The organism is Amedibacillus sp. YH-ame6 (assembly GCF_053848845.1).
In genome coordinates this window covers 1-17306 of the sequence record NZ_JBSPEZ010000039.1, presented here as the reverse complement: position 1 = coordinate 17306, position 17306 = coordinate 1, and the positions used below count along the sequence as shown (strand labels likewise).

Genomic DNA, 17306 nt, shown 5'->3' with positions numbered 1-17306 from the left:
AACGTCTTGTTTTTTTTTGTTTGTTTATCTGGAATATGATTATGTTCATATCTCATTGAAATCAACGTATTTCCTGTTCAGTTTTCAAAGACCGATTTGTTTTCACTCTCGTTGAGTGCCTGTTAATAATACTATACTTATCTCTTTATGTCAATCAAAATTGTGCTTTTTTTTCATAAAATCTTACTTATTTTTCCCAATGTTCATTATCCCATTTTACGCATACAGTTGTATATATATCGCGAACATTTTGTATATAAAAAGGAGTGGATTTGCTAGATTTTCTAACAAACTCCACTCCTTAAGTTATTTCTTCTTTGAAAACTTAATCTAACATCTCAGATGATAAGACAGATTCTAAAATCGGATCTTCTCCATCCATGATTTTTTGTACCATTTCACTTGTATATTTCTCTGGTCCTGGTACATATCCCATGAAATCATCATCGTCATCTTTACGATTTCTTTCAATGCGGATTTCTCTTAATTCATGAGCTTTAGTATTCACAATCTGATTCATTTCTCGTTCATTACCAATACCTGTTCCCGCTGGAATCAATTTACCGATAATAACGTTTTCTTTCAGACCGATCAAGTAATCTTTCTTACCTTTAATAGCAGCATCCGTTAAAACTTTTGTAGTTTCTTGGAAGGATGCAGCAGATAAGAAGGAATCTGTTTCAACAGAAGCTTTAGAAATACCTAACAATACAGGTTTGAAGGTTGCAGGAACTTTCCCACTCAACAATGCCTGGCGGTTGATTTTTGTGATCTCAGTTAAGGAAATCTGAACACCTGCATTCAATGTAGTATCATTCCCTTCAAGAACAACAACTTTACGAAGCATTTGACGAATCATAACCTCGACATGTTTATCTGAAATTTCAATCCCTTGGCTTTGGTATACTTTCTTAACTTCCTTCAAAATATAGTTTTGCACCTGGCGTACACCAGCAACTTTTAGGAGTTCTTTTGGATCTACCTGACCTTCCGTAATTTTATCTCCTGATTCCACATGAGCACCCACTTTCATCCAAGGACGAATCGCTTGAATCAAAGTTACTTTATGCACAATGCTCTCCTTATCATTTGATACCGTTACTTCGTAGCCTGTATCAACCTGTTCAACACTTGCAATCTCACCACTAATTTGTGCTAAAACCGCAACACCTTTTGGACAACGTGCTTCAAATAGTTCTTCAACACGAGGAAGACCCTGTGTAATATCTCCACCATCTGCACTCGCAACACCACCAGTATGGAATGTACGCATGGTCAACTGTGTACCTGGCTCACCAATAGATTGTGCCGCCATAATACCAACTGCTTCTCCAACTTGTACATCTTCACCTGTAGCCATGTTACGTCCATAACATCTCTTACAAACACCATAAATGGATTTACAAGTAAATGCGCTACGAATATACATTCCTTCGATACCAGCATCCACAATTTTTTGTGCAAGTTGTTCGGTAATGAATTCATCAGATTCAATAATCAATTCTTTTGTTTTTGGATCAATAATTTCTTGTTTACTATAACGTCCAACAAGACGATCATATAAACTTTCAATTACAGTTGTTGTCTTACGATCAACAATTGCTTCAACCCAATACCCTTTATCTGTACCGCAATCTTCTTGTTTAACAATAACATCCTGTGCAACATCGACAAGACGACGCGTCAAATAACCAGACTCGGCAGTTTTTAGGGCTGTATCGGTAAGACCTTTACGCACACCATGTGTGGAAATAAAGAACTCAGATACGTTTAGACCTTCACGGAAACAAGAGTAAATAGGAACTTCTATGATACTTGGTACATATTCACCTTTTGCTGATTTGGATTGAGATGGTTTCGCCATCAGACCACGCATACCTGCAAGCTGTGTAAAGTTAGACGTATTACCACGGGCTCCAGAACGAGCCATCATGTTAATTGGATTTTTACGAGGAAGGTTTCCTAATAACTCTTCGGCGATATCATCTTTAACATCTGCCCAAAGTTTATTTAAGTGACGTTCCCATTCCTGCATAGTAAGTTTTCCTTTTTTACGCAGTGTTTTCAATTGTTCGGCTTTTTCTTTACCATACTCTACGTGATCTTCTTTATGAGGTGCAACCTCGATATCAGATAGAGAAACAGTAACACCTGCAACTGTAGAATATTTGAATCCTAAATCCTTAATCTGGTCAAGGATTTCACTTGTTTTAATTGTGCTATATCGTTTGAATATTTCACCGATAATTTTACCAAGATCTTTTTTCTTGAAGGCAGGAACTACAGGTAATTCACGAATTGCCTCTTTGATATCTTTTCCCATTTCAAGGAAATAACGATCTGGCGTAGCTTTAAAGTTTTCTCCACTTACCTCATTTAAGAAAGGGAAATCACTAGGGAACATGTTATTGAAGATAATTTTACCAACAGTAGTTAACATGTATTTGTTTTGTTGTTCTTTTGTAAAGCTTGATTTGTTCAAAGCTCTTGCAGGAATTGCTACACGAGAATGTAAATGAATTTGATCTAATTCATAAGACATCATTACTTCATTGATGCTTCCGAATACATGTCCTTCATTATTCCCATAACGATTCCAGCTCTCTGCTTCTTTTGGACAATCAACAGCCATATAACGATCGGCTTCTTGATGGAACTCTTCTGCAGTTTCTTCCATTGTTAAATAGAAGTTACCCATAACCATGTCCTGTCCAGGTGTAACGATAGGTTTTCCATCCTTAGGTCCAAGAATGTTATTAGAACCAAGCATCATAATCAATGCCTCTGCTCTTGCTTCTTCACTCAATGGAACGTGAACAGCCATCTGGTCACCATCGAAATCGGCATTAAACGCTGTACAAACAAGTGGATGAAGACGCATTGCACGCCCTTCTACAAGTTTTGGTTTGAACGCTTGAATTCCTAAACGGTGAAGTGTTGGTGCACGGTTCATAAGAACTGGATATCCATCAATAACACTTTCCACAATATCCCAAATACGTGGATCCTGACGATCAATCAGTTTCTCAGCAGTTTTAGGATTGCTCGCAATTTCTCTGTTTACAATTTCATTGATAACAAATGGTTTAAACAATTGGATTGCCATTTCACGTGGAAGTCCACATTGGTACATTTTCAAATCTGGTCCTACCGCAATTACGGAACGTCCAGAGAAGTCTACACGTTTTCCTAATAAGTTCTGACGGAAACGTCCTTGTTTTCCCTTTAAAGAGTGAGACAAGGATTTCAATGCACGTCCACCGGCACCAGTGATTGGTTTTGAACGACGTCCATTATCAATCAATGCATCGACTGCTTCTTGAAGCATACGTTTCTCGTTTTGAACGATAATTGCTGGAGTTCCAAGTTCTAATAGTTTTTTCAAACGGTTGTTACGAGTGATTACACGACGATATAAGTCATTCAAATCACTTGTCGCAAAACGTCCACCATCCAATTGTAACATTGGACGTAAATCCGGTGGTATCACCGGAACAGCTGTCATAATCATCCATTCTGGATCATTATCTGAATTACGGAAAGATTCCACTGTATCCAAACGTTTGATTAATTTCTTACGTTTTTCACCCTGTGCAGAAAGTAGAGCATCCTGAATCTTGCTATATTCACCTTCTAGGTCAACTTCTTTTAACAGAGTAAGTGCTGCTTCAGCACCTGTCTGCGCAGTGAAGCTACCCGGTCCATAAATTGCTAAGTTTTCACGATATTCTCTTTCGGATAGAATTTGTTTGTATTCCAATTTTGTATCTTTTGGATCGGTAACAATCCAAGATACGAAGTATACAACTTCTTCTAACTGTTTTGGAGTAACATCCAACAACAATGCCATACGGCTAGGAATTCCACGAAGGTACCAGATATGTGCAACTGGTGCCGCTAATTCAATATGTCCCATACGTTCACGACGTACGCTTGATTTTGTGATTTCTACACCACAACGATCACAAACAACGCCTTTATAACGTACTTTTTTATACTTACCACAATAACATTCCCAGTCTTTGCTAGGTCCAAAGATTTTTTCACAGAACAATCCATCACGCTCAGGTTTTTGAGAACGATAGTTAATAGTTTCTGGTTTCTTTACTTCACCGTGGCTCCATTCATGGATTCTATCAGGTGAGGCCAAGGCCACCTGAATTGAGGCAAAATTATTAACACTCATTTACTTTACGCCTCCTCTTCGTTTTGTTCATCTTCTAAGACAATATCATCCTCTACGTCAAGTTCATCAATATCTTCAATTTCATCATCGGAAAGGATATCTTCTTCATCAATTGTAATATCTTCAATGTCTTCATCTCCTAGGATTTCTGTAGTTTCCAAGATTGGAGGTAAAGAATTGTTTTCAGCAGGTTCATCTTTACTAATATCAACTTCTTCCCCAGTTTCACTTAACATCTTCACATCGATTGCAAGAGCTTGTAACTCATGTTTCAATACGCGGAAGGATTCAGGAATACCTGGTTCTGGAATATCTTTACCTTTGATGATTGCTTCATATGTTTTTGTACGACCCATAATGTCGTCTGATTTAACAGTCAAGATTTCTTGTAGAGTATGTGCAGCACCATATGCCTCTAATGCCCAAACCTCCATCTCTCCAAAACGCTGACCACCATTTTGTGCTTTACCACCTAATGGTTGCTGTGTTACTAAAGAGTAAGGTCCTGTAGCACGTGCATGCAACTTGTCATCCACCATGTGGGCAAGTTTGATCATGTACATAACTCCGACAGAAATACGTTCATCGAATGGTTCACCAGTACGTCCATCGTACAATACTTGTTTACCATCTTTGGTCATTTCTGCTTCTTGCATGATGCCACTTAATTCTGTGTTATTGATACCATCAAATACAGGAGTCGAGAATTTTATGCCTAATTTCTTAGCTGCATATCCCAAATGGATTTCCAATACCTGACCGATGTTCATACGAGATGGCACACCGAATGGATTTAACATGATATCAACAGAAGAACCATCTGCCATATAAGGCATATCTTCAACTGGTAATATCTTAGAGATTACACCCTTGTTACCATGACGTCCCGCCATCTTATCACCCTCAGAAATTTTACGTTTCTGAACGATGTATACTTTTACGGTTTCATTTACTCCAGGTGGCAAATCATGCCCTTCGCTTCTTTTAAATACACGAATAGAATGCACAATACCTGCACCACCGTGAGGTACTTTTAATGAGTTGTCACGAACTTCACGAGATTTTTCTCCAAAGATCGCTAATAATAATTTTTCTTCTGGTGAAATTTCACTTTGACCTTTCGGAGTTACCTTACCAACTAAGATATCACCTTCCATAACTTCCGCACCAACCATGATGATACCACGGCTGTCTAAGTTACGGCATGCATTTTCACTAACATTTGGAATGTCGCGTGTAATTTCTTCAGGCCCAAGTTTTGTTTCTCTACAATCAATGTCATATTCTTCAATATGAACAGATGTATATACATCGTCACGTACTAAACGTTCAGACATAATGATTGCATCTTCATAGTTATAACCATACCATGTCATATACGCAATGGTAACGTTTTGACCTAATGCAAGCTCACCTTTTTCCATAGATGGTCCATCGGCAAGGATATCTCCTTTTTCGATTTTTTCACCTTTGGAAACAATTGGTGTTTGGTTAATGTTTGTACCATTATTAGAACGTTGGAATTTACGTAAACGATATTCACGATTTCCTCCGTTTTCACTAACAACGATACGCTGTGAATCTACATATTCAACAATACCACCGTCTTTGGCAACAATACCAACACCGGAGTCTTTTGCGATTTTATATTCAATACCTGTTCCTACATATGGAGAATGTGGTAACAACAAAGGTACTGCCTGACGTTGCATGTTCGCACCCATAAGCGCACGAGAAGCATCGTCATTTTCTAAGAATGGTACACAAGCAGTCGCTACAGAAACGATTTGTTTTGGCGAAACGTCGGCCAATTCAACTTCTTCACGTCTAGCGATGATAGTATCACCCGCTTTACGAGCAACCACACGTTCGTTAATCAAACGTCCGTTAACAACCTCATTCGCCTGTGCAATTACATAATCTGCTTCTTCATCAGCAGATAAATAAATTGTTTTTTCATCAACTGTTCCATCTGTTTCCACTATACGATAAGGAGTCTGAATAAATCCATATTCATTAATTTTACCATATGATGTAAGATTGGAAATCAAACCGATGTTTGGTCCTTCAGGCGTCTCGATTGGACAAATTCTACCGTAGTGAGAACTATGAACGTCACGTACTTCAAATCCAGCACGATCACGTGTAAGACCACCAGGTCCTAACGCAGAGATACGACGTTTATTGGTAAGTTCAGCTAGTGGATTTTGTTGATCCATGAACTGAGATAACTGAGAACTTGAGAAGAATTCTTTAATCGCTGCAGTAAGAGGACGAATGTTTGTCAATTTCTTTGGAGTTAATGTAGCAATCTCCGCAATTGACATACGTTCTTTAACAACTCTTTCCATACGGCTTAAACCAATACGGAATTGATTTTGAATCAATTCACCAACAGAACGAATACGACGGTTTCCTAACATATCGATATCGTCAGTTTCTCCAACACCTTCCATAACATTTAAATTAAATGCATAGAATGCGTACATATCGGAAATGGTAATGGTGTGCTTGTTCGCATATGGGTCGTTCCCCATAACTTTCACAACATGCTCATCTTCATCACGCACTAAAACTTCTTGTACAGCTGCACCAACTAACCACGCATATAGTTTTGCACCATTATGCACTTTGTTTTTGATGTCTTCCATAGCACTTGTAGCAAGTACATCTGTCTTATGACGTGGAGTATACCCTTCAACATATGCATCTCCATCTACATCACAAACATCGATACCTTTGTCATCTGTTAAACGAGCGAAAGCATATAAACGCTGACCATAGTTCAACACAGCATTTACATTTTCTTTTGTAAGTTCAACTTTCTTAGCAATGATACCACCTTGTACATTGATACGTTCTACATTGTTCATAAGTATAGCAACATCTTGTTCGCTTAGAATACTTCCTTCATATAAAGTAAGGTCATCTAATTCCACATCACTTGCTAATACACGTCCAACAAGACCAAGCTGATTGCTAATTGGTACAGATACTTCATCTGGATGGTTAAACAGTGGATTGAATGGGAACGCATTTACATGCATACCTTTTTCAAGCTCTGTACGTAAAGTGTTTCTTTCATCACGATGAATCATAGTTCCACTTTCCATAAATACAGAACCATCAGCAGCTAAAATATCTTGTGCTAAACGATTTTTCTCAATGCGGTTAATCGCATTTAATTTTTTACGTAATTTATAACGTCCTGCTTTTGTTAAATCGTAACGTCTAGGATCGAAAAATTTCGCATTCATCAACGTAATAGATCCATCCAATGTTGGGATTTCATCAGAACGCTGGTTTTCATAAATAGAAAGCAATGCTTCCTGTGTAGTTTTCACTTTATCGTTCAATAAGGTGTTTTCAATTTCTTCGTATTTACCAAAGTATGCTGCATATAATGTAAGGTAAAGATTCATGAACTCACGTTCTTCTTCATCTACCGCAACATCTTCAATCACATTTCTTCCCATTGCACGTAGGAATGTTTTGATAGCTGCTGTATCATGTGCATCTTCACTGCGGTCTAAATCCACAGACATACCGATTGCTTTAAACAATACGGAAGATAACATTTTACGTTTACGGTCAATACTAACGTTTAAAACACGCCCTGTAGACGTTTTCTTAAGTTCGGTTAAGAATTCCAACCAAGTACCACGACTTGGAATCAATTCACAAGAATAAGATTCTTTCCCTGTTTTTTCTTCATAACCTGTTGAAAAATAAGCACCTGGAGAACGAACAATCTGCGAAACAATAACACGTTCCGCTCCGTTGATAATGTAAGTACCTGTTTCGGTCATCATCGGGAAATCGCCTAAGAAGACATCCTCCCATTTGTTGATAACTTCTCCAGTTGTGTTATCTGTAATTTCTAGTTCCATTTTTGCTTTTAATGGAGCAGCAAAATTACACTCACGGAACATTGATTCTTCCGCAGTATATTTCGGTTCCCCAAATTCATATCCGTTGAATTTTAATTTAATATTCCCACCGTAGTTCTGGATAGGATAAATTTCATTGAAAACCTCTTCAATTCCTTCATCTTTGAACCATGTAAAGGAGTCAGTCTGAATCTCTACCAGATTTGGCAGCTCCAAGTCACCACTCACTTTTGAGTAATCTCTACGCTCTGCCTTTTTACCGGAAGCGACAATACGATAAGGCTGTTTTTTGTCCATGTACGCCATCCTTTCTTCACGTTTCAACTGCTAAAATAGGGTATGAAATCCCATTTTACCAGTTTAGTATTATGCAATTTATTATAATAGCAACAATTATGCAAATTGTCAATGTTTTTTTGCCCTTAAAATGAAGTATCCTTTTTCCTTGTTTATGATATCACAGTTTCCAAATACTTCTTTTATTTTCTTAACCGCACTTAATGCACCTTGTTGTTTACGAATAACGACCCAAAGGCTTCCCCCGCTCACAAGATGATCATGTGCTTCTTCAAATATCTTATAGATAACTATCTTTCCTGCACGTATTGGTGGATTTGTAATGATATCAGTAAAAGTATTCCCATTTACACGCTCATATACATCAGATTCATAAATTGTAACATCCACTTTATTTCTTTTGGCATTCTCTTGCGCAAGCAAGACAGCTCTAGGGTTCACATCCACCATTTCAAAATGTTTCTCTGGATAAATCTTTTTCAAAGTGATGCCCACTGGTCCATATCCACACCCAACATCTAATATCTTATCTTGAAGTCCATCACACTTACAAATGGTATCTAACATAACCCTTGTACCAAAGTCTATACTATCCTTAGAGAATACACCATTATCCGTAATAAAGAAATAATCTAAACACCAAAACCGGAAAGATATTTCCTTCCGGTTTTCTGCTAAATGACGATTATCAGTAAAATAATGATCCATCTTTTTACACCGCCTTTTATAGGTGACAAAAAGCCTTTCGGCTTTTCGTTCTTTTATAAATTTATTAAGGTTGATTACTTAACTTCTACAGATGCTCCAGCTTCCATCAATTTTTTCTTGATTTCTTCACCTTCAGCAGCTGGTACGTTTTCTTTGATTACACTTGGAGCTTTGTCAACTAATCCTTTTGCGTCAACTAATCCTAATCCAGTGATTTCACGTACTGCTTTGATAACAGCAACTTTAGTTCCACCAACATCTGTTAATGTAACAGTTACATCAGCAGCAGCTGCATCAGCAGCTCCAGTGTCAGCAGCAGCAGCTACAGCTACAGGTGCAGCAGCAGTTACTCCAAATTTTTCTTCGATTGCTTTTACTAAGTCGTTAAGTTCTAAGATTGTAGCTTCTTCTAAGTAAGCTAAAATTTCTTCATGATTTAATTTTGCCATTGTTTTGTCCTCCTATGGTTTATACTGCTATGCAGCAGTTTCTTCATTTGCAGCTTCAGCAACTGGTGCCTCTACTACTGGTGCTTCTGCACCATCTGCTGGTTTCGCGTCAGCGACTGCTTTAACAACACATGCAAATCCACGTACTGGTGATTGCAGACAGCTCAACAACATAGATAACATACCTTCACGGTTTGGTAATCCAGCTAATTCTTTGATAGTGTCAAGACCAACAACTTTTCCTTCAACAATACCACTCTTCAACACTAGTTTATCATGCGCTTTAGCGAATTTAGATAAAATACGTGCTGGGGCAACTGCGTCACCACCGAATGCGATTGCGTTAGGTCCAATCAAGTCTTTTGCAAGTTCATCTGCTCCTGCTTCGACAGCGGCACGTTGAGCCAAAGAGTTTTTATACACTTTGAATTCAATACCTTCTGCACGAAGATCTCTACGAAGCTGAGTTACTTCCGAAACACTAAGCCCGCGATATTCAACTACAACAGTTGAAGTAGCATCTTTCATTTTCTGAGCAATTTCAGAAACGACTGCCTTTTTACTATCGACGATTGCCTGATTCATAACTTCACACCTCCTAAATTTATATGTAACAATATACCTCTAAGAGTATTAAAAACACTCGCATCCAAGACAGTCTGCGAGTGTAAAATTACTTTCGTAAGATTTACCTCGGTAACATGATTAAGCCTAAACGGCCGTTACTGTCTATGGTATATTGATAACATTTGATATTCTATACGTTTATGAAACGTTTGTCAATGCTTATTTTTCTACAGTTACGTGGATTCCAGGACCCATTGTTGTAGATAATACAAGGTTCTTAATATAAGTTCCCTTTACTGCAGTAGGACGAGCCTTTGCAATTGCATTGTAGATAGTCTTAAAGTTTTCAGCTAATGCAGTTTCTTCAAAGCTTACTTTACCAATCATAAGATTGATATTTCCTTCTTTGTCAACACGGTATTCAACTTTACCTTTTTTGATATCTTCAACAGCTTTTGCTACATCCATAGTAACAGTTCCTGTTTTAGGGTTTGGCATTAAACCTTTAGGTCCTAAAACACGTCCTAATTTACCTAATTCACCCATCATGTTTGGAGTTGCTACGATAATATCGAATTCAAACCAACCCTTAGCAATCTGGTCAAGTAATTCTTTTCCACCAACAAAATCTGCTCCAGCATCTTTTGCTTCTTGTTCTTTAGGTCCCTGTGTAATAACACAAACTTTTTGTGTTTTACCAGTTCCGTGTGGAAGAACGATAGCTCCACGAATTTGCTGATCCGCGTGACGTGGGTCTACATTTAATCTAAAGCTAACTTCAACAGATGCATCAAACTTAGCTACGTTAGTTTCTTTTGCTAATTTAACAGCTTCAGCGATGGTATATGCTTTTGTGCGGTCAACCAATTTTGCAGCTTCGCTGTATTTCTTTCCGAATTTTGCCATTGTACGTTACCTCGCCTTTCTATTCCATACCTTCAACTTCAACACCCATGTTTTTTGCAGTACCAGCGATAATACGCATAGCAGCTTCTACATCATTAGCGTTTAAGTCAGGCATTTTGTATTCAGCGATTTCACGACACTGCTCAGCAGTAATCTTTCCACAAATTTCTTTCTGGTTCCCTGAAGCTTTTTTGATTCCAGCAGCTTTTTTAATCATATTTGCAGCTGGTGTTGTTTTGATTACGAAATCAAAACTTTTGTCTTCGTACGCAGTAATAATTACTGGAACGACATCTCCTCCACGGTCTTTTGTAGCGTCATTGAATGCCGTACAAAACTGTGGCATGTTAATACCAGCGGATGCTAATGCTGGTCCAGGTTTTGCTCCACCTGCTTGGAACTGTAATTTACAAACTTTTGCAACTTTCTTACTCACAAGACACACCTCCTATAATATATATGTTGTCTTATGCAGTGGTTGAATTGAAGGGTTGCTCCTTCTCCCACGCATGTCAAAATACCACTTTTTTTAGTGGCACCTACCTATTCTAATACGAAACTAACAGAAATGCAACAGTTTTTTTGCTACATTCAACCTTATTCTATATCTATTCTTACGTTTCATCCATCTCGTTATATTCTTTCCTGTAATATAAAAAAAATCTTTATCACCTTCTCCTTATATACCACCCCCACATCAACCAACCGTTGATTTTTATCACGAAAATAAAACCACTCCTCCATTGTCTTATTCACCCACTGCTTTATTATATAGGTATACCCACCCCAACGAAAAGGAGCTTACCTATGAATACAAATATTGGCGAAAAAATCACCGAACTACGGATACATAAGAAATACACCCAAAAGCAATTAGCTCAACTATGCAATGTAAGCAGTGCAGCAATCAGCAAATGGGAAAACAATCAATCCCTACCCGATATATCTACATTACCCATTTTAGCACGCATCTTTCAAATCAGCATTGATGAATTATTATGTTTTGAACCTGAACTATCTTTACAACAGGTGGATGAATTGGTGAAAGATATCGTAGAAAAATTCTCATCCACTTCATTTGAAGACGCAATGGCGTATTGTAAAAATATCGTACGCATGTATCCAAATAGTGAAATGCTAAAATTTAAGATTGCTGGTTCTATAGGTACCATCACTATCTACCTTTACCAAAGTGAACAACCCCAAAAGTATACAGAACAGTTTCAAGATTACGCAAAACAACTCATCACGCCTATCCTTACATCAAAGGATTTAATCATACGGCAAGGCGCTTGTATTTTAATGAGTACCTATTTTGCGAAAGAAGGCAACACACAAGAATCCTTAGACCTCATCCAAAGTATCCCTAAATTATCAAATACTACCTCTATAGAGTGTTCTTTATATCAAAAACTACACCAAAACGATAAAGCTATACACCTCTTACAGTCACAACTTTATGCAGATAGCACACAAATATATATGAATCTGTTCTCCTTGATCAACCTTGCTTTCCAAGAACAAAAAAAAGAAGACGCAAAAGCACTGCTCTCTACAATGGAACTCTTACATAAGACTTTTCCAATCGCCTCCTCTTTCTATCCTCAATGTTACATTTTTTATGCCCGCTTAAAGGATAGAGAAAATACTTTGCGTTTATTAAAAGAGTACATATATGGTTTACGTCATATGGATAACACTGTGCGTAATATGAAAAACTATTTAGAAACGAACCCTTGTTTTCATACAATCTTACTAAAGGAAAACGCACATCCACAACAATTAAACGAACAAATTATCCAACATATGTTACTAGAATGCAAAGATCTCGATTTCATACGAGATGATAAAGAGTATCTTGAAATCATCAAGGAAGCATAAGAAAAGACGAGCCGCCTCGTCTTTTCTTTACCCCTTTTTAATGGGATAACAAATTTCTGTTACAAAATCTTCTTCTTTTGCTTGATCATTGTAACCTACATGATAGATACAGAAATCAGGTCCATCTAATTCATAGCCATGTTCATTGATCCATGCTGCTATCGCAAAGCTTACTTCTGAGATCAAATTGTAAGTTCCCTTAAAGGTAACACATGCGCAGGCTTGTGTTTTCAATGTTTTGAATTTGACATTTTCACTATCTTCATAGTTTCCCTGCACACCTAGACAAACCTCAACATCTGGCTCATTTTCTTTATATCCTTCATCAAAGAAATATGCTCTTGGTTTCTCATTTGAAAAAGCAATCTGCATCTTTCTCGCTTCAAATTCTTTACACAAACCTTCCCATAACATTCCTTCGTGATGATAGGTTGGAATAATCCCTCGTTTGCTAGCGACATAAGTTCCTTTAATATCTTTAATTTCTACTTCATATTTCATCAACATATCCTCCTTGTCAAGCAGCTTTTCTGCTTTTTTTAAGTATTGGATCATTTCTTCTACGCGACTTTTTTCATCTTGTAATTCGGATATTCGTTTTTCAATATATGGACGTAGTTCTTTTGCATTATGAAAGTTTGCCAATATCTCTTTGATCATGGCAATGCTAAATCCACTATCTTTTAAGAAGTTAATTTGAAATGCCCAATATAACTGTTCATTTTCATAAAAGCGATACCCACTCATATCATCTATACATGCGGGTTTTAATACGTCACATTCATCATAATAACGTAACATGCGAATACTGATTCTAGACAACCTAGAAAAATCTCCAATTTTTAACATTGAGGTACCTCCTGTTTTGTGCACACCTACAGTATAAAGTATGACACCATGTGAGAGTCAACAGCAAATAGAAAAAATCGATAATTTTTTTCATTATCGACTTTCTATTTATGTTTTTTTCCCATTTCTCTACTTTTATCTGCACATGCTCGCATCGCTTCAATGATTGCACTACGCACGCCACAAGCTTCTAAAACTGCAACTGCTTCAATGGTTGTCCCACCAGGTGTACACACCATGTCTTTTAACTCACCTGGATGCTTTCCTGTTTCTAACACCATCTTTGCGGAGCCAAGCATTGCCTGTGCCGCAAATGTATATGCATCATTTCTTGGCATTCCTTCAAGCACAGCCCCATCCGCCATTGCTTCCATAATCATAAATAAATATGCTGGAGATGCTCCACTAACAACTGCCACAGCTTCCATCATAGTTTCTTTCACTTCCGCACATTTTCCAAAACTTTCAAAAATAGAAACAACTTCTTCTTTATCATCGTCATCCAATAGTTCACCAAATGCCAAAGCACTCATACCCTCACCAACCATTGCAGGTGTATTTGGCATTGCTCTTACCACCTTACACATTCTACCAAACATATGATACATATCCTGTATACTAATTCCAGCCGCAATTGCAATTACGATAGAATCATGTTTTACATACTCTTTGATTTCATCGATAACATCTTTATACAAATAGGGTTTCACTGCCAAAAATAGAAGGTCACTATTCTTCGCAACACTTACATTATCACTAATATAGAAATCATCGTACTGGCTACTCAATTCTTGTAGTTTCTCTGGGCGTGTATTACTGACAATCATATGGTCTCCATCCACAAGATTTGCCTTCATAATTCCCTCCACCATTGCTTTGCCCATATTTCCACATCCAATAAATCCAATTGTTTTCATAGACTTTCCCTGCCTTTTTCTTTCATTATACTTCATGATTACCAAAAAAAACATATATAATCTTCATTTCATACGATTCTAATGGTTCTCTTATCATTTTAATAAAAGATTATTCTTACGAATGCACTACAGGTGATATTTACGACTTCTTACAAGCACCCTTTACACACCACACAAAAACGAAATTTTATTGATAAACGATAAATTTATATTGCAAAACAAGATATTGCGTGTTATATTATACCTGTAAGGGAGGACTTATCTATGTGGAACTCTGATAAATCACTAACATTATCCATTTTATGCGTGAAGATATTTTTCATAATCGGAATCATTTTCTGTATTGGTGGATATCCATTCACAAAAGCATATATTGACTATGTACAAAAACCAAATGCTTTTTATACTATTCTTATCACTGGCTATGTATGCCTATTTCTTGCGTTCTTTATATTTGCTTTATTGCACAAATTATTAAAGAACATTCAAAACGATGTCGTATTTGAAGAAGAAAACACCCGTCATTTAAGAAGACTTTCTTGGTTGTGTATGGGAGTTGCGATCGTATGTGCCATATCTTCCATTGGCTACATTGCCTTCTTTCTTGTATCTATTGCATTTGCATTCATTGCGCTCATCCTGCGAGTAGTAAAAAATGTCATAAGTGAAGCCACCCTGTTAAAACAGGAAAATGACTTCACAATATAAGGAAACGCTATGCCAATTATTATAAACTTAGATGTGATGATGGCAAAACGAAAGATATCTGCAGGAGATCTTGCAAAAGAGATTGATATCACGAATGCTAATCTATCCATACTAAAAAACAACAAAGCGAAAGCAATTCGCTTCTCTACACTAGACGCAATCTGTAAAGCCCTAGACTGTCAACCCGCCGACATATTGGAGTATGTCGAAGAATAAAAAATAGGAGAAACTATCATGAACAAAAAACGTATCGAGCACGATGCTCTTTTAAATGCACCCAATGTATCCATATACACCCACTACAACATCTTTATGGCATGCGCCATTGCCCTTATTTCCTATCTAGGTATCCGTTTTCTTCAACCATTTCATATGGAAGAGCCACAAGCTATATTGCTGATTCTATACGTAATGCTTAGCGCTATCTACGCAAGACTCTATTTTCCATTCACTCGCAAAACGTATACCTCATTCATCTTCCTTTTCCTTTGTTGTATACCAAACCTAATCTTCGATAATTATTTCTTGAAGTTCTTCAATGTTTGTTTTATCTTACTTGTACTATCGCATACATTGCTTGTACTTTCTCATAAACAAATCCATGAAAATGGACAGTATTTCTTTATTGATATTTTAAATGCCTTCACCTTTGTTCCACTACAAGGAATAAAAACACTATGTCAAAAACTTGTTTCACTATCAAAAGAAGCCCTTCATCTACATCATGTTGGCGCTATTTTGATTGGTATTATCATCAGTGTTCCTATATTACTTGTCGTTATCCCTTTACTATTGTCGGCAGACCTTGCCTTTCAACGCTTTGTTCTTTATTTCTTCTCAAATATAAACAATCTAATAAAAGAAATCATTTATATTATATTTTCCTTCCCTGTATTCACATACCTATATTCCCTTATCTATGGAAACATGAACTGTGAACGAGCAGATGTAATCAAAGTTGAAAAAAACGAACTAGACATACGCATGAATAACTCACGTATAATCCCGATTACAGTCCCCATGACAATTGAAGTTATCTTAATCATGGTATACACAATATTTCTAATTCTATCTACCTCTGATATCATTAAAAATATGTCAATGTCTTTGGAAAGCTTCTCATTCTCCCATTTTGCTAGAGAAGGATTCTTTCAACTCTGCATCATATCTGCCATCAATCTCTTAGTACTTGTATGTATGCATCTCATTAGTAAACAAACACATTCAAAAATACAATACGCTATTAAGCGCATCCTATGTGTAGAAACAATCGCTTTATTATGTACAGCTATGTTAAAGATGGTTTTATATATCAGTGCTTATGGATTAACTCCACTTCGTGTGTACTCTTCATGGTTTTTAATCATACTACTTGGTACCTTTGTACTTATCCTATATCATATAAACCACACAGAAGACAAAACCCTACAACATATCATAAAGTATTTCTGTATTACCTTTCTCTTCTTGAACCTATTGAATGTGGATACCTTTATCATAAAATACAATCAAACAATGCCTACTCTAGTAGAAGATAGCTCTTATGTTGAATGAACATGTATACGCTACTATGCAAGTGCTTATCTTCACAACAATTCTTCTACTTATCCTATGGCAAACACCATCCTTTAAACAATTGATAATCGCTATGCTTACTACATGGAGCAATGCATTATGGATGATTGTTTTAGGATATTTAGCTGATGCGAATATAATCCCAGGTGTAGGAGCTTCCTTTTATATCACTATATGTAATGGCATTCTATTCCTTATCATTATCATACGTCTCATACGAGCACCAAAAAAGCAGCGATAAAGCCAATGTCATTAAGTTAATAGAACATAGGGTTACATCAAATCATGAAAAATGTAAAACGATGAATAGTTTTAGTTAGTTAATTAGAATTAGATACAATGAAAAGAAGTTCTGATGATGAACTTTTTTTCA

14 protein-coding genes and 1 other annotated feature are annotated in these 17306 nt (G+C 36.9%); of the genes, 5 read left to right on the top strand and 9 right to left on the bottom strand.

Annotated elements, in window-relative coordinates:
- Nucleotides 1–325: 325 nt before the first annotated feature.
- From rpoC to rplK, 7 genes are all read right to left on the bottom strand, one after another.
- The gene (gene rpoC, locus ACWG0P_RS15620; protein WP_455802503.1) at nucleotides 326–4186 is read right to left on the bottom strand and encodes a DNA-directed RNA polymerase subunit beta'; all 3861 of its coding nucleotides are present in this window, start codon (nucleotides 4184–4186) and stop codon (nucleotides 326–328) included.
- Between the two features lie 5 nt (nucleotides 4187–4191).
- Nucleotides 4192–8373: a DNA-directed RNA polymerase subunit beta gene (rpoB, locus tag ACWG0P_RS15615; RefSeq protein WP_455802502.1), complete on the bottom strand. Its 4182-nt coding sequence runs from the start codon at nucleotides 8371–8373 to the stop codon at nucleotides 4192–4194.
- A gap of 108 nt (nucleotides 8374–8481) precedes the next feature.
- Nucleotides 8482–9081: a class I SAM-dependent methyltransferase gene (locus ACWG0P_RS15610; protein ID WP_455793097.1), complete on the bottom strand. Its 600-nt coding sequence runs from the start codon at nucleotides 9079–9081 to the stop codon at nucleotides 8482–8484.
- A gap of 74 nt (nucleotides 9082–9155) precedes the next feature.
- Nucleotides 9156–9530, bottom strand: a complete 375-nt coding sequence (gene rplL / locus ACWG0P_RS15605) for a 50S ribosomal protein L7/L12 (RefSeq protein ID WP_455802501.1) — start codon at nucleotides 9528–9530, stop codon at nucleotides 9156–9158.
- Between the two features lie 27 nt (nucleotides 9531–9557).
- Nucleotides 9558–10115: a 50S ribosomal protein L10 gene (gene rplJ, locus ACWG0P_RS15600; protein ID WP_455802500.1), complete on the bottom strand. Its 558-nt coding sequence runs from the start codon at nucleotides 10113–10115 to the stop codon at nucleotides 9558–9560.
- A gap of 39 nt (nucleotides 10116–10154) precedes the next feature.
- Nucleotides 10155–10283 (bottom strand) — a sequence feature (ribosomal protein L10 leader region).
- Nucleotides 10284–10316: 33 nt separating this feature from the next.
- Nucleotides 10317–11003, bottom strand: coding sequence for a 50S ribosomal protein L1 (gene rplA / locus ACWG0P_RS15595; RefSeq protein WP_455793100.1), 687 nt, complete (start codon nucleotides 11001–11003; stop codon nucleotides 10317–10319).
- A gap of 19 nt (nucleotides 11004–11022) precedes the next feature.
- Nucleotides 11023–11439, bottom strand: a complete 417-nt coding sequence (gene rplK / locus ACWG0P_RS15590; protein WP_455793101.1) for a 50S ribosomal protein L11 — start codon at nucleotides 11437–11439, stop codon at nucleotides 11023–11025.
- A 371-nt stretch (nucleotides 11440–11810) separates the two neighbouring features.
- On the opposite strand from rplK, the gene ACWG0P_RS15585 reads away from it, so the two are divergent.
- The gene (locus ACWG0P_RS15585; protein WP_455802499.1) at nucleotides 11811–12884 is read left to right on the top strand and encodes a helix-turn-helix domain-containing protein; all 1074 of its coding nucleotides are present in this window, start codon (nucleotides 11811–11813) and stop codon (nucleotides 12882–12884) included.
- A 27-nt stretch (nucleotides 12885–12911) separates the two neighbouring features.
- Here the strand turns inward: ACWG0P_RS15585 and ACWG0P_RS15580 are convergent, their stop codons facing one another.
- Complete coding sequence (locus tag ACWG0P_RS15580) at nucleotides 12912–13733, bottom strand: MerR family transcriptional regulator (RefSeq protein WP_455802498.1); 822 nt, start codon at nucleotides 13731–13733, stop codon at nucleotides 12912–12914.
- Between the two features lie 104 nt (nucleotides 13734–13837).
- A complete protein-coding gene (proC, locus tag ACWG0P_RS15575) occupies nucleotides 13838–14650 on the bottom strand; it encodes a pyrroline-5-carboxylate reductase (protein ID WP_455802497.1) in 813 nt (270 codons plus the stop codon).
- Nucleotides 14651–14914: 264 nt separating this feature from the next.
- On the opposite strand from proC, the gene ACWG0P_RS15570 reads away from it, so the two are divergent.
- From ACWG0P_RS15570 to ACWG0P_RS15555, 4 genes are read left to right on the top strand one after another with little or no spacing between them, the layout of a single operon-like run.
- On the top strand, nucleotides 14915–15358 hold the full coding sequence (locus ACWG0P_RS15570; RefSeq protein WP_455802496.1) for a DUF2975 domain-containing protein: 444 nt from the start codon (nucleotides 14915–14917) through the stop codon (nucleotides 15356–15358).
- A gap of 9 nt (nucleotides 15359–15367) precedes the next feature.
- The gene (locus ACWG0P_RS15565; protein ID WP_455793106.1) at nucleotides 15368–15574 is read left to right on the top strand and encodes a helix-turn-helix domain-containing protein; all 207 of its coding nucleotides are present in this window, start codon (nucleotides 15368–15370) and stop codon (nucleotides 15572–15574) included.
- Nucleotides 15575–15592: 18 nt separating this feature from the next.
- Entirely contained in the window at nucleotides 15593–16912 is a 1320-nt protein-coding gene (locus ACWG0P_RS15560; RefSeq protein WP_455802495.1) for a DUF4153 domain-containing protein, read from the top strand.
- Entirely contained in the window at nucleotides 16902–17174 is a 273-nt protein-coding gene (locus tag ACWG0P_RS15555) for a hypothetical protein (RefSeq protein WP_455802494.1), read from the top strand. Before ACWG0P_RS15560 ends, ACWG0P_RS15555 begins: the two co-directional genes overlap by 11 nt.
- The last annotated feature ends 132 nt before the right edge of the window (nucleotides 17175–17306 follow it).